The 13,548-nt window shown below is 61.5% G+C and carries 11 protein-coding genes, 1 pseudogene and 1 riboswitch; of the genes and pseudogenes, 5 read left to right on the forward strand and 7 right to left on the reverse strand.

Annotated features, from left to right (window positions below):
• Positions 1–37: 37 nt before the first annotated feature.
• The 5 genes from DNK06_RS18635 to DNK06_RS18655 all read left to right on the forward strand — a co-directional run bounded on the left by DNK06_RS18635 (position 38) and on the right by DNK06_RS18655 (position 5,636).
• Positions 38–547, forward strand: coding sequence for a flavin reductase family protein (locus tag DNK06_RS18635; protein ID WP_131181497.1), 510 nt, complete (start codon positions 38–40; stop codon positions 545–547).
• 104 nt (positions 548–651) lie between these two features.
• Complete coding sequence (locus tag DNK06_RS18640; RefSeq protein ID WP_131181584.1) at positions 652–2,010, forward strand: MFS transporter; 1,359 nt, start codon at positions 652–654, stop codon at positions 2,008–2,010.
• Between the two features lie 185 nt (positions 2,011–2,195).
• Entirely contained in the window at positions 2,196–3,548 is a 1,353-nt protein-coding gene (locus DNK06_RS18645) for an LLM class flavin-dependent oxidoreductase (RefSeq protein WP_131181498.1), read from the forward strand.
• A gap of 27 nt (positions 3,549–3,575) precedes the next feature.
• On the forward strand, positions 3,576–4,577 hold the full coding sequence (locus DNK06_RS18650; protein WP_131181499.1) for an aldo/keto reductase: 1,002 nt from the start codon (positions 3,576–3,578) through the stop codon (positions 4,575–4,577).
• A 21-nt stretch (positions 4,578–4,598) separates the two neighbouring features.
• Positions 4,599–5,636: an NADP(H)-dependent aldo-keto reductase gene (locus tag DNK06_RS18655; protein ID WP_131181500.1), complete on the forward strand. Its 1,038-nt coding sequence runs from the start codon at positions 4,599–4,601 to the stop codon at positions 5,634–5,636.
• Positions 5,637–6,024: 388 nt separating this feature from the next.
• Here DNK06_RS18655 and mntP read toward each other — a convergent pair whose 3' ends face one another.
• From mntP to DNK06_RS18690, 7 genes and pseudogenes are all read right to left on the reverse strand, one after another.
• Positions 6,025–6,591 carry a manganese efflux pump MntP gene (gene mntP, locus DNK06_RS18660; protein ID WP_131181501.1) on the reverse strand — a complete coding sequence of 189 codons (567 nt, stop codon included), beginning with the start codon at positions 6,589–6,591 and terminating at the stop codon, positions 6,025–6,027.
• A riboswitch (yybP-ykoY riboswitch) is annotated at positions 6,590–6,762 on the reverse strand. It overlaps the preceding gene by 2 nt.
• Positions 6,763–6,955: 193 nt before the next feature.
• Positions 6,956–7,060 (reverse strand): annotated as a pseudogene (locus tag DNK06_RS18665) (NAD(P)-dependent oxidoreductase); the annotation flags it as partial.
• Between the two features lie 17 nt (positions 7,061–7,077).
• On the reverse strand, positions 7,078–7,842 hold the full coding sequence (locus tag DNK06_RS18670) for an SDR family oxidoreductase (RefSeq protein WP_131181502.1): 765 nt from the start codon (positions 7,840–7,842) through the stop codon (positions 7,078–7,080).
• Between the two features lie 419 nt (positions 7,843–8,261).
• Positions 8,262–9,629, reverse strand: coding sequence for a Na+/H+ antiporter NhaA (gene nhaA, locus DNK06_RS18675; RefSeq protein ID WP_131181503.1), 1,368 nt, complete (start codon positions 9,627–9,629; stop codon positions 8,262–8,264).
• Positions 9,630–10,150: 521 nt separating this feature from the next.
• Positions 10,151–11,185 (reverse strand): glycine betaine/L-proline ABC transporter substrate-binding protein ProX, encoded by a 1,035-nt coding sequence (proX, locus tag DNK06_RS18680; protein WP_131181504.1) that lies wholly within the window; start codon positions 11,183–11,185, stop codon positions 10,151–10,153.
• 109 nt (positions 11,186–11,294) lie between these two features.
• Positions 11,295–12,194: an ABC transporter permease gene (locus tag DNK06_RS18685; protein ID WP_131181505.1), complete on the reverse strand. Its 900-nt coding sequence runs from the start codon at positions 12,192–12,194 to the stop codon at positions 11,295–11,297.
• Positions 12,187–13,392 carry a quaternary amine ABC transporter ATP-binding protein gene (locus DNK06_RS18690; RefSeq protein WP_242674720.1) on the reverse strand — a complete coding sequence of 402 codons (1,206 nt, stop codon included), beginning with the start codon at positions 13,390–13,392 and terminating at the stop codon, positions 12,187–12,189. Before DNK06_RS18690 ends, DNK06_RS18685 begins: the two co-directional genes overlap by 8 nt.
• Positions 13,393–13,548: the final 156 nt, after the last annotated feature.

Raw genomic sequence — 13,548 nt, forward strand, 5'->3', positions numbered from 1 at the left:
AGTCCTGACAGCCAAACCACAAAAATCGTGAGTCCCCATGACCGTACTCGTTCTGGAAAAACCCCTCAGCGACACCGTCGACGCCGTCGATTTCAAGCTGGCCATGCGCAGCACCGCCGCCTCGGTGAACATCATCACCTGCGCTGGCGGCGATGCCGATTACGGGCTGACTGCCACCGCCTTCAGTTCGGTGACGGCCGACCCGCCCACCGTATTGATCGCCGTGAACAGCGGCGCCAGCATCTACCCGCATCTGATCCGGCAGAAGCGCTTTTGTGTCAACGTGCTGAGTGCCGACGCCGTGGATGCCGCCAATGATTTCGCCGGCCGCCTGCCACCAGAACAGCGTTTCAGCAAGCACGCCTGGCGCCGACTGGACAGTGGCAACCCGGCGCTGCTGGCCAGCACTGCTGGCTTCGATTGTCGAATCAGCGATTTCCACCATGTTGGCACCCACCTGGTGGCGATTGCCGAGGTGCTGGACTGCTGGCACAGCGATCAGGAGCCGTTGCTCTATTCTTCGGGCCGCTACGGCCGCTTCTCCTGAGCGGCGCGGGGGACAAACACCCCGATGTCGAGGCGCCGCGCCCGGTAAACAGCGGCGCGCCCAGCACCGTGGAGAACGACGCGACGTTCGACCGCAAAGTGCCGATGATCATCGGCTGCGCCTTGTTCATGGAACTGCTCGACTCCACCGCCGTGCTCACCGCGCTGGCGGAGATCGCCGAGGATTTCGGCGAGTCCAGCGTGCACATGAACCTGATCGTCTCCCTGTACCTGCTGGCCGTGGCGATGTTCATTCCCATCAGCGGCTGGCTGGCAGAGCGTTACGGCCCACGGCGTCTGTTCATTGTCGCCATCGCGTTGTTCATCATCAGCTCGCTGGCTTGTGCGCTGTCCACCTCGCTGCTGCAGCTTTCCCTGGCGCGCTTCTGCCAGGGCACCGCGGGGGCAATGATGGTGCCGGTCGGACAGATCATTCTGCTGCGCTGGATCAGCAAGGCCAACCTGATGCGCGCCATGGCCTTTCTCACCATGCCGGCGTTGCTGGGGCCGATGGTCGGGCCGCCACTGGGCGGCTTGCTGGTGACGACCCTGTCGTGGCACTGGATCTTTCTGATCAACCTGCCCATCGGCCTGCTGGGGATCGTGCTGATCCTTCGGCACATCCCGGACTACCCCGGACAGAAACGCCAGCCGCTGGATCTTGCCGGTTTTCTGCTCAGCAGCCTGGCACTCGCCAGCCTGGTACTGGCCTTCGAATCCCTCGGCCATGGCCGCTCGCTGGAGTGGTTCTGGTCATGCGCGCTGCTGGGCAATGGTCTGTTGTTCGGCCTGCTCTACACCCGTCATGCCCGGCGCTCGTCGGCACCTCTATTGGACTTTTCGCTGCTGCGTATTCCCACCTTCGGCATCGTGATGTGGGGCGGCACGCTGTTTCGCCTGGGCAGTGCTTCGCTGCCGTTTCTGCTGGTGCTGCTGTTCCAGGTCGGTTTCGGCCTCAGCGCCCTGGAAGCCGGTCTGCTGACTTTCGCCGGGGGCGCCGGTGCGTTGCTGATCAAGTTCATCTCCGTACGCCTGGTGCGGCGCTTCGGCTTTCGACGCATCCTGCTCTGCAATGCCGTCATCGGCGGCCTCTCGGTTGCGATCTGTGCGCTCCTGCAGGCCGATACTCCGGCACTGCTGGTGATCCTCATGCTGTTCGTCGGCGGCCTGTCCCGCTCCCTGCAGATGAGCACCATGGGCGCGCTGACCTACGCCGACATCAGCAGCTGTCGCGCCAGCAAAGCCAGCACCCTGTCCGCCATGGCGGTACAGCTGGGCATGAGCCTGGCGGTGTGCATCGCCGCCCTGCTGCTCGGGCTGATTCAGCGCGTACGTGGCCATGAAATGCCCAGTATCGAGGATATCGGCCTGACCATGGCGCTGGTCAGCCTGCTGTGCCTGTCCTCGGCTTTGCTGTTCCGGCGCCTGGATCGGGACTCGGGCATGGCGGTAACCAAAGGTTGATCCAGGACGGATCGGGAAGTCGCTGAAGAAGACAAAACATAATTAATATTACGCATCTTATATGCATACAACATAAAAATATTTAGATACTCGCTGCATTCCCCCTAGTATTCAGATCCGCCCTGCCGGCAGGTCTGCCAAGCAGCTTCCCGTCGGACTCATCCACTGGCCATCAGGAGCCTCTCATGCCGGCACGTCAACTCAGATTCGGCGCCATCCTCACCGGCGTCGGCAGCACGCAGAACGACTGGAAGCACCCGGATCTCAAAGGCGACGAAAGCGTCGATATCAACTGGTACCGGCGTCTTGCGCAACAGGCCGAGGCCGCCAAGTTCGACTACGTGTTCATCGTCGACAGCGTCTACATCACCCCAGACACCACACCGCACTTTCTCAATCGCCTGGAGCCCCTGACGCTGCTCTCGGCAGTCGCCGGCGCGACCGAGAAGATCGGCCTGGTCGGCACCCTGACCACCTCCTACAACCACCCGTTCAACGTCGCTCGCCGCTTCGCCTCGCTGGATCTGATCAGCAATGGCCGCGCCGGCTGGAACGTGGTCACCACCGGCCTGGAAGGCGCCGCCGGCAACTATGGCCGCGAACAGCATTTCGACCATGGCGAACGCTACCGCCGTGCCCACGAGCATGTCGCCGTGGTCAAGGGGCTGTGGGATTCCTACGAGGACGACGCCTTTCCCCGCGACAAGGCCAATGATCGCTTCCTCGACAAGAGCCGCCTGCATGCGCTCGACCACGAAGGCGAGTTCTATTCGGTCGCCGGGCCGCTCAATATCGCCCGCTCCAGGCAGGGCCAGCCGGTGATCTTCCAGGCCGGTATTTCCGAAGCCGGGCGCCACCTGGCCGGCGAAATCGCCGAAGGTATTTATGCCGGCGTGGATAATTTCGAGGAAGCACAGGCCTACTACCGCGACATCAAGCAACGGGCCAAGGCCGCCGGGCGTAATCCTGACCATGTATTGCTGTTCCCCGGTATCGTGCCGATCATCGCCGACACCGATGAAGAGGCACGGCGCATCGAAAGAAGCCTCAATAGCGAGCTGGATCTGGACAAGGCGCTGGTGCAACTGGGGCGTCCGTTCAACTACCACGACTTCTCCCGGTACGATCTCGATGCGCCCTTCCCCGAGCTGGGCGATCTCGGCAGTAATGGCTACCGCGGCCATGCCGAGCGCATCCAGCGTATTGCCCGTGACAAGGGCCTGACCCTGCGTCAGGCGGCACTGTATTTCTCGGAGCGCGCTTCGCCCTTCGTCGGCACCGCCCAGCGCGTGGCCGACGAAATCGAGCGCTGGTTTCGCGAGGAAGCCGTGGACGGCTTCAACATCCGCGTCACGGCCCATAGCGAGTTCGCCAAGTTCACCGACCAGGTATTGCCTTTGCTGCGCGAACGCGGGCTGTTTCGCGATGACTACCAGCACGATACCCTGAGAGGCCACCTCGGTCTGCCGGTACCGGGCAACCGGCATACCCTGGCACGTCAGCAATCCACCGTGGGCGAACGCACACCGGTGGCCTGAACCGCCCACCACAGAGGAGCAATGCACGTGCATTACCGTTCACTGGGTAAATCCGGCCTCAAGGTTTCGCCGCTGTCGCTGGGCACCATGATGTTCGGCGGCGCCACCGACGAAACCGAATCGCGCCGCATTATCGATCAGGCGCGGGACTTGGGCGTCAACTTCATCGATACCGCGGACGTCTACAACGCTGGTATTTCCGAGGAAATCACCGGTCGTGCGATTGCCGCCGACCGCGCCAACTGGGTGCTGGCCAGCAAGGTCGGCAGCCCACGCTCATGGTCGCATGCAGCCAACCAGGGGCTGAGCCGCAAATCCATTTTCGATGCGCTGGAAGGCAGCCTGCGTCGCCTCGGTACCGATTATCTGGATCTCTACTACCTGCACCGCGAGGATCACGACACACCGCTGGAGGAAACCATTTCCGCCATCGGCGACCTGATCCGCCAGGGCAGGATTCGCTATTGGGGCGTTTCCAACTTCCGCGGCTGGCGGCTGGCCGAAGCGGTGAACATCGCCCGCCGCCTCGGCGTCGACGATCCCGTGGCCAGCCAACCGCTGTACAACATCGTCAACCGTCAGGCGGAAACCGAGCAATTCACGGCGGCGCGCTACTACGGCCTCGGCGTGGTTCCCTACAGCCCGCTGGCCCGCGGCGTGCTCAGCGGCAAGTACCAGCCCGGCAGCGAGCCGGATGCCGGATCGCGTGCGGCGCGACAGGACAAACGCATCCTGGAAACCGAATGGCGCCAGGAATCACTGGCCCTGGCCCAGCAGGTCACCGCCCATGCACAACGCCGCGGCAGCGACCCGATCAGCTTCGCCATCGCCTGGGTGCTGGCCAATCCGCAGGTCAGCGCCGCCATCGTCGGGCCGCGCACGCTGCAGCAATGGCAGAGCTATGTCGGCGCCCTCGAACTGCGCCTGGATGGCGAGGACGAGGCATTCATCGACAGCCTGGTCACACCCGGCCACGCCTCGACCCACGGCTTCAACGACCCGGCCCATTTCGTCAGCGGGCGGCACTGATCGCCCGCACAGGAGTACTTAATGCACAAGCGCACACTCGGCCGTACCGACCTCGACGTCAGCGTCATCGCCCTTGGCACCATGACCTGGGGCGAACAGAACACCGAGGCACAGGCCTTCGAACAGATTCGTCTGGCCAAGGATGCCGGGGTCAACTTCCTCGATACCGCGGAAATGTATCCGGTACCGCCCAACGGCAAGACTTACGGCAGCACCGAAACCATCATCGGCAACTACTTCCGCCGCTTCGCTGACCGCAGCGACTGGGTGCTGGCCAGCAAGGTCGCCGGCCCAGGTCGCATGGAGCACATCCGCGATGGCAATCCGCGCCTCGATCGCCAGAACATCATCGCCGCCCTGGATGCCAGCCTCGACCGCCTGCAGACCGATTACCTCGACCTCTACCAACTGCACTGGCCGGATCGCAAGACCAACTTCTTCGGCCAGCTCGGTTTCAGCCACGACCCGGACGACCAGTCCGTCGCCATCGAAGACACCCTCGAGGTACTCGACGAGCTGGTCAAGGCCGGCAAGATCCGCCATATCGGCCTGTCCAACGAAACGCCCTGGGGCACAGCACGCTTCCTGCATCTGGCAGAAACCCGCGGCTGGCCCCGCGCGGTGTCGATCCAGAACCCTTACAGCCTGCTCAACCGTACCTTCGAGATCGGCCTGGCGGAAATCGCCCTGTGCGAGCGGATCGGCCTGCTCGCCTATTCGCCGCTGGCCTTTGGTGTGCTTTCCGGCAAGTACCTGGATGGTGCGCGCCCGGCGGGCAGCAGATTGGCGCTATTCGATCGCTTCCAGCGCTACAACAACCCGCAGGTCGAGCATGCGGCAAAAGGCTACGTTGAGTTGGCTCGCGAACGCGGCCTGGATCCGGCGCAACTGGCACTGGCCTTCGTCACCTCACGACCTTTCGTGACCAGCAACATCATCGGTGCCACCACCCTGGAGCAGTTGCGCAGCAACCTGGCCAGCGTGGAGCTGCAACTCGATGACGACTTGCTCACGGCCCTGGAAGCCATCCACCGCAACCAGCCCAACCCCGCGCCCTGAGCCTCGGGCGTGGGTTTTCTGGCTCACGCCTCTTACAACCTGTTCACATCGCTCAAGCTGGAACCCTGCTTGAGCGATGTGACGCCAGAAGGCGAAAGTAGCCGGTCGGTGACCCGCGTTGAACCATGGATCACGGCCTTCGGCCCCGGATTACGCCTGCGGCTAATCCAGGCTACGTTCGGGCCATGGATCCCGTAGGATGGGTGAAACCCATCAATTTGCCGATGGGTTTCACCCATCCTACGGGCTGGCGGATGAAAAGAGCGTCATCCACCCCTACGGCCGCTTGCGCCTTTTTTCGGTCGTAGATGAGCCTGACCTTGGCGCTGGCAAAGAAAAGCACTATCCGTTGCTGCATCACTGCACGCCGTATTGGGGAATTTTTCCGTCAAAGCAGCGTATGGTCATAGAGGATCGCCGTGCCCACACCGATCAACACCAGGCCGCCGATGATCTCGGCCTTGTGGCCAATGGCGGTGCCGATCACACGACCGAGCATCACGCCGATCGTTACCATGATCATGGTCGCCAGACCGATCGCCAGCGCGGCGATCCAGATATTGACCTCGACGAACGCCAGGCCTACACCCACGGCCAGCGCATCGATACTGGTGGCGAACGCGGTCACCGCCAGTACCCAGAACGAATGCGAGTCAGGTTTTTGCGGAGCTTCATCCGCCTCGGGGCGCAGGCCAGCGTAAATCATGTGCAGCCCCAGCAGCAGGAGTAACACGAAAGCGATCCAGTGATCCCACTCCTCGACGAAACTGGCCGCAGCCTGGCCAATGAACCAACCGACCACGGGGGTGATGCCTTCGATGACACCGAAGATCAGACCGGTGCGCAGGGCATCGATGAATCTGATTTTGTGCAGACTGGCGCCCTTGCCGATAGCAGCGGCAAAAGCATCGGTGGACATGGCGAAAGCCAGGAGGATGAGGGAAATGGGATTCACGGTTACGTCTCGGTCGGGCTATGAGTCAATGACGGATACACGCGCCCGACCTTAGGCACGTATCTGTCATTGGTCTCACCAACCGAACGGTGTTCGTACCACGGCTGCTGCCGAGAATGTTGATACGAACGCTCCTGAGCGGACTCAGAAGCAGGCTACTCCCCAAAGAGGCCCGCACTTTACCCAAAAGCGTGCGCCAAAAAAACCACTTTTTCTGCCGGGAAAAGCAGCCTCCCTTACGGACTCCAGGAGCCCAGCGGAAGGGGCAACGAATATCTGCCAGTCGTAAAACAGGGGCCGAACAACGGATCCGCGGCCCCAAAGAGCGGCTCAGCGAGAGCCGCCATCCGCAAAAAATTCCCGGAATGAACTCAGCCAGCGCCGCACCGGCAATCTGGCCGCTCTGCAAGGCAGCGACCAGATCGGCCTCGTTGACCAGCTTGCCGCGGGCGATATTGATCAGGTAACCAGACTATTCGTCGTGGATCAGCCACGGCCAACGAAGGGCATATTGGTGGCCATCACGGTCATGTTCAGCACGTTGGCCGAAAGCGGCAGCGCGGCGATGTAACGCACGGCATCGGCAACGTGCCTGACGTCGACCATGGGTTCGACGGCGATCTCGCCATTGGCCTGGCGTACGCCCTTGGTCATGCGCACCGACAGCTCGGTCAGGGCATTGCCGATATCGATCTGGCTGCAGGCGATGCTGAATTCACGGCCATCCAGTGCCAGGGATTTGGTCAGCCCCAGTACCGCGTGCTTGCTGGTGGTGTAGGCACTGCTGTGGGGCCTCGGCGTATGTGCCGAGATCGAGCCATTGTTGATGATTCGGCCGCCTTGTGGCGTTTGCCGGCGCATCAGGCGGAACGCGCCACGGGCGCAGAGAAAGACACCATTGAGGTTGGTGTCGATGACGTTGCGCCACTGCTCGACATCCAGCTCGTCGAGGGTCACGGCGGGCGTATTGACGCCAGCGTTGTTGAAAATCACGTCGAGCCGCCCGTAGACCTCCTCCACGGTGGCGAACAAGGCATCGACACTGGCTGGATCGCGTACATCGGTAGGCACCGCAATGGCGTCCTGCCCACGGCTGCGTGCGGCCTCGACCAGGGCCTGCAGCGGCTCGGGCCGACGCCCTGCCAGCACCAGAGAAAAGCCATCGACCAACAGAACCTCGGCAACGGCCTTGCCAATGCCGCTGCCGGCACCGGTTACCAGGGCGACTTTCTTCAGGGTTTCATGGGACATGTGTTTTTCCTCCAGAGAGCCTGTTCACGATCTCGCGAAGCAGAGCCCGAAATTGACCGATAAGACGTTATAAGGCGGTAGCAGCCACAAGCTTCAAGCGGCAAGTTAAAAGCGGCTCGGAGCGCTCCATTGCTCTTGCTTCTATCTTGTGGCTTGTGGCTTGTGGCTCAATGGCCGCTTCCGCCTTTTTGCGCTCGTACATGAAATGTCTGCAGGTGACACGCAGCAGATCGTGAACAGGCTCAATGGCCGATTGCCAACGCGCATTTCCAACTCGGTGACACCCTTGATCCCGGCATTGATCACATCGCCAGGGCTCAGGGCGGCACTGGCCGGCTTCATGAAAAATACCGGTGCGTCCGGTCTCTCGTCGCTGGCGCCCGGTCACGGATAGTTGCGGCCCACACGGCCAACGGTGCTTATGTGCCACTTGCCAGCTGAGCACCACGCAAACGACGTACATAGAGTACGCCCCAGACAAGCCCCAGAGTTGCCGAAGCCAGCGAGCCCAACAGCACACCTAGCTTGGCGGCATCCAACAAGTTGGCATCGCTGAAAGCCAGGTTGGCAATAAAGATCGACATGGTGAAACCGATCCCGGCCAGTAGGCCGATCAGGGTGACACCACGCCAGGAGACATCGTCTGGCAAGCGGCACACACCAAACCTCACCATCAGCCAGCTAACGCTGATCACGCCAATGGGTTTACCCGCCAACAGCGCGATGGCCACACCCAGCATCACCCAGTGCGACGTGCTCTGGGACAAGTCGACACCGCCCAGGCTTACACCGGCGTTGGCCAGGGCGAACAGCGGCATCAAACCGAACGTAACCCACGGGTGCAGCGCCAGTTGCACACGCACCACAGGCGGTAGCAGTTCCCGCTGGGCAATACGCAGCTCGCGCAACGACTGCGCCGCTTCATTGGACGCCACTGCGGTGCCACGATCATCCTCCAGCTCACGGGCGATACGGCTGACCGCATCACGCGGCAATTCGCGGGCAGGCAGGCAGATGACCGGCGTCATCAGACCGAGAATCACCCCGGCCAGGGTCGGGTGGGCACCCGTCATCAGCAGACCGCCCCACATCAGCGCCCCTGGCAGCACATAGGCATAGGCCGAACCGATGCCGATGCGTTGCAGTCCCAACACCGCTAGCGCACCAACACCGGCGACGGCGAAGCCGCTGTAGTCCAGCCCGTCGGAATAGAACAGCGCGATCAGAATCACCGCGATGACATCGTCGATGACCGCCAGGGTCAGCAGGAAGATGCGCACACCGGAGGGAATCCCCTTGCCCAGCAAGGCCAGTAGCCCGACGGCGAAAGCGATATCCGTAGCAGCCGGAATCGCCCAGCCATGCAGCCCGGCGCCCTGATGATTGAGACTGGCATAGATCAGCGCCGGCACTATCACCCCGCCACAGGCAGCAGCGATCGGCAGCGACGCCTGACGCAGATCGGCCAGCGCGCCGTCATGTATTTCGCGGCGGATCTCCATGCCGACGACCAGAAAGAACAGGGTCATCAGACCGTCGTTGATCCAGAAATGCAGGGACTGGGAAACTCTCATGCTCCCGAAGCCAAACGAAACAGGGGCATGCCAGAGCGCGTGATAGCTATCAGCGTAGGGAGAATTGGCCCAGATCAGCGCTGCCGCCGTGGCGAGCAGCAACACGACGCCACTGAAGGCTTCACGGTTGAAAAGACGGCGGATAAAAGCGAAAGCGTGCTCAGCCAAACGCTGGGCACGGGGAATATCCTGACGAAACGGGCGCGATTTCATGGACGAACGGACTCCGCGTGGCGGCCCGACCAACGTAACAGAACCTGTCACACCGCAACATGCGGCTAACACCCGGTGGTCATCCTACACAGTGAATGGAAGATGGTCGACTGTCGGCTTTTATGGAGCAGAAAGCATTGGGCCCACGCGACGGTGGGCCCAATGGTGAGTGGCTTGCTCTACGGAGCTCTACTGCCAGTTGGACGCTATGACCACATTGAGCTGATCTCTCTGCGCCGAAGACACCGAAGATCGGCTCTGCCGTTAGCGCAGCGATCAGTAGCAGGATCTCGATGCGGCGTGGGCAGCGGCTACGCTGCAGGTCGAAGCATCCGCGCACTGGTGAAGTGCGCGGGCTCGGCGTCGTACCGGCCATGGATGGCGCGCAAAGCCGCGATGCGACGCATGCTCGGACGCTCGTCGATGTCGCTCGCGAAGTCTGTCTGCTGGCGATCAAATGCGAGGGAACACGCAGCAGAGACTGCCGGCATGCCCTGCTCAACCTAGCTCGGTCGAATGCCTCAACCGCCAGTCTTGGCCTGGCTCATCCAGGCGTCGAAGGTCGCCTGGTTTTCACTGATCCAGGCATCGGCCAGTTTACGAATATTGCGCTCGCTGGCGCCCTCTTCACTGATGGACTTCTCCCAGTAGGACCAGGTGTCGCGAGAGAACGAAGCCTGCTCGGTAAAGGTCTTGACCGCCGGGTTGGCGGCGATGAAGTCCTTGTTGGCCACCGGCATCCAGTTCCAGGCGGCCATCGCCATGCGGCACGGATCAGCACCGCCGGCGCATCCCGGAACCCCCGGAGTCAATGCCGAGCCAGCATTCGGCACGCTGGATGGCAGCGCATCGAACGGCGTCGGCAGCCAAACCACGTCCTTGCCCGGCACCAGAGAATTGGTCATCCACGAAGGAATCCACGCGTAGAAAAACACCGGCTCGCCGCGTTTCTCGCGGGCGATCACTTCGAACATCAAGGCCTCGTATTTGCCGCGTACCGAAGAGATGGTGTCCTTGAGCCCGAACTCGTCCAACTGGTACTCCACGACATCGCCGCAACTCCAGCCCGGATCACAGTTGATCAGTTCAGCCTTGCCGTTCTTGCCGAAGAGACCGGCTATCTTCGGATCTTTCAGTTGCTCGAGGGAGGTGATGCCGTAGGCGTCAGCGGTCTTCTTATCGATCAGGTAGCCATTGTAACCGCCGCCCTGAATCAATCCCTCGCCGAGCGTTTGCGCGTACTTCTCGACCTTGTCGAAACCTGGCTTACGCTGTGGGAAATTCAGATCCATGGCGATGTCCAGATCACCTTGGGCAGCGGCCTGGAAAAACAGGTTCGAATTGATCGTACTCACTCTGACACCATAGCCCAGCTGCTCGAACGCCTGTCGGGTGATTTGGGTCAGCACGTAGTTGGCGCCCATGCTGTCAGACTGTGCCAGGCGGATCGTTTTGCCCTCTCCGGGCAGATCGGCCGCCGCTGCGCTGCCCAGTGTCGCGACGACGAAGAAGCTCGCGGCGACCGTTTCAAGCACGCTCTTGAACCTGTATTTCATGATGCCCCCTTGACCTATCCATTAGTGATGGCAGTTGCTTCTCGTAGCCAGATCGCGGCCATGAACACCGTCGCTCATTGTTATTCCATGGCTCAGCGGCCTCGTCTCCTCAGGCGTTGACCTGGTGGGGCCTGATGAGCCTTTTGAACAGCGACTTACGCTTGCCTCGCTTCACCGGATGGGCGAGCTTTTGCGTGATGCGGTCGAGCATCATGGCCAGCAGCACGATGGCGATGCCACCCACTGCCGCGCGTCCGACATCCAGCCGGCCCAACCCCTGCAGCACGACCAGTCCCAATCCTTCGGCACCGATCATCGCCACCACCACCGACATCACCATCGCCGTGAGCACGGTCTGATTGAGGCCGCCGAGTATGGTCGGGATGGCCATCGGTAGCTGGATTTCCCAGAGCAATTGACGTTTGTCGGCGCCGAATGCCAGCCCGGCCTCGACGATCTCCTGATCGACCATGCGGATGCCCAGGTAGGTGAAGCGAATCAGCGGCGGCACGGCGGCGATCACCACGGCGACTTCGCCGGACACGGTACCGACACCGAAGAGCATCACCACCGGCACCAGGTAAACGAAGGTCGGCGTGGTCTGCATGATGTCGAGGATCGGTCGCACCACACCCCAGACCTTCTCGCTGCGAGCGCAGAGAATGCCCATGGGAATGCCGATGATCAGGCAGAAAATAATCGCTGTGGTGATCAGCGAAAGTGTAGTCATCGCTTCATCCCAAACGCCCAGCATCGCGATAACGACCAGAGCCACGGCGCTGAACAGCGCGATCCCGATACTGGCGGCGCGATAGGCGATCAGAAACATCAGCACCACCATCACCGGGAACGGGATGGCATGCAGCACGTAATCGTTGAACGCCAGCAGGTTTTCAACCGGCCAGCGGATCGCCATGAAAACCGGTCGGAAATAGATGCCCAGCCACTGAACGCTGTCAGAAATCCAGCTATCCACCGGAAAAACGGCAAGGTTTTGTGCCTCAAGCATGTCGTGCCCCTTCTTGTAAGAGATTGCGCGGCGAGGAGACGGTGCCGATGCATTCGAGAATGTTTTCCGGCTCCAGGGTTCCAAGGAATGCTCCACCCTCGTCAATCACGGCCACCGGCTGATCATTTTTCAGCAAGCGCGCAACATCGATCAGCTTGGCGTCGGCCGCGACGCTGACGAAGTTGGTCGAGAGCAGATTGGTCGCTGGCTCGCCAGCGCGAACCTGGCGCAGCGACTGAGCATCGAGCACCCCTATCACGCGGTTGCTGGCAGTGAGCACAAACCCGCCCTGACGCAGCGCCTTCTGGTCGGCAACGATCCGGCCGGCATCGCTGTCCATGACGGTCGCCGCTGACTGCATGACCGAACGGGCGTCGAACAGCCGGGAACGATCGACTTCGCGGGTGAAGCCACATACGTACTCGCTGCCCGGTTCAAGCACGATGGACTGCGGCGTGCCTTCACGCACGACCTGCCCGTCGGCCATGATCGCGATGCGTGTACCGAGCTTGAGCGCTTCCTGGAAATCGTGGGTGATGAACAAAATGGTTTTCTTCAGGGTGCGTTGCAGGCGCAGCAACTCGTCCTGCATCTCGCTGCGGATCAGCGGATCCAGCGCACTGAAGGCTTCATCCATGATCAGCACATCGGCATCGGTGGTCAGCGCCCGAGCCAGGCCGACCCGTTGGCGCATGCCCCCGGAAAGCTCGTGGGGATAGTGATAGGCCCACTTCGACAGACCGACCACCGACAGCACTTCTTCGGCGCGCTGACGACGCTGGGCAAGCGGGATGCCACGCAGCTTCAGCCCGAACTCGGTGTTCTCGATAATGGATTTGTTCGGCAACAGCGCGAAATGCTGAAAGACCATGGAAATGCGCGTACGGCGAATCTCACGCAGGTCTTTGTCGTTCAGAGTGACGATGTCCTGACCATCGAGCAGAATCTTACCCGCCGTCGGCTCGTTCAAGCGGTTGATACAGCGTGCGAGCGTGGATTTCCCCGAACCGGAGAGCCCCATGATCATGTAGATCGCACCGCTGGGAACCGACAGCGAGACGTCGTTGAGGCCAACCACCATGCTGGTCTCGGCCAGTATCCGATCCTTGCTCGCGCCTTGCGCCAAGAGCTCCATGGCCCTCTGCGGAATCGAGGAAAAGACCTTGTACAGGTTCTCAATCTTCAAACGTTCACTCACCTGTGCCTCCATTTATTATGAGATGCAGAATTTTCCAGACCGCGATCTGTTGGCTATGGCAGTTACTGGCGACGGCGCCCGCCCCTTCAGGGGTCTACTAGGCACTGCGCTTTTCTATCGGTGAGCAAGCACGCATCAGCAAACGGGCTCAATGGC

Origin of the sequence: Phytopseudomonas daroniae (assembly GCF_004327285.1) — a bacterium.
Taxonomy (GTDB): Bacteria; Pseudomonadota; Gammaproteobacteria; order Pseudomonadales; family Pseudomonadaceae; genus Aquipseudomonas; species Aquipseudomonas daroniae.

Coding starts and splice junctions, on each gene's coding strand:
- DNK06_RS18635 (WP_131181497.1), top strand. CDS start 38: ATGACCGTACTCGTTCTGGAAAAACCCCTCAGCGACACCGTCGACGCC.
- proX (WP_131181504.1), bottom strand. CDS start 11,185: ATGAAATACAGGTTCAAGAGCGTGCTTGAAACGGTCGCCGCGAGCTTC.
- nhaA (WP_131181503.1), bottom strand. CDS start 9,629: ATGAAATCGCGCCCGTTTCGTCAGGATATTCCCCGTGCCCAGCGTTTG.
- DNK06_RS18645 (WP_131181498.1), top strand. CDS start 2,196: ATGCCGGCACGTCAACTCAGATTCGGCGCCATCCTCACCGGCGTCGGC.
- DNK06_RS18685 (WP_131181505.1), bottom strand. CDS start 12,194: ATGCTTGAGGCACAAAACCTTGCCGTTTTTCCGGTGGATAGCTGGATT.
- DNK06_RS18640 (WP_131181584.1), top strand. CDS start 652: ATGATCATCGGCTGCGCCTTGTTCATGGAACTGCTCGACTCCACCGCC.
- DNK06_RS18670 (WP_131181502.1), bottom strand. CDS start 7,842: ATGTCCCATGAAACCCTGAAGAAAGTCGCCCTGGTAACCGGTGCCGGC.
- DNK06_RS18655 (WP_131181500.1), top strand. CDS start 4,599: ATGCACAAGCGCACACTCGGCCGTACCGACCTCGACGTCAGCGTCATC.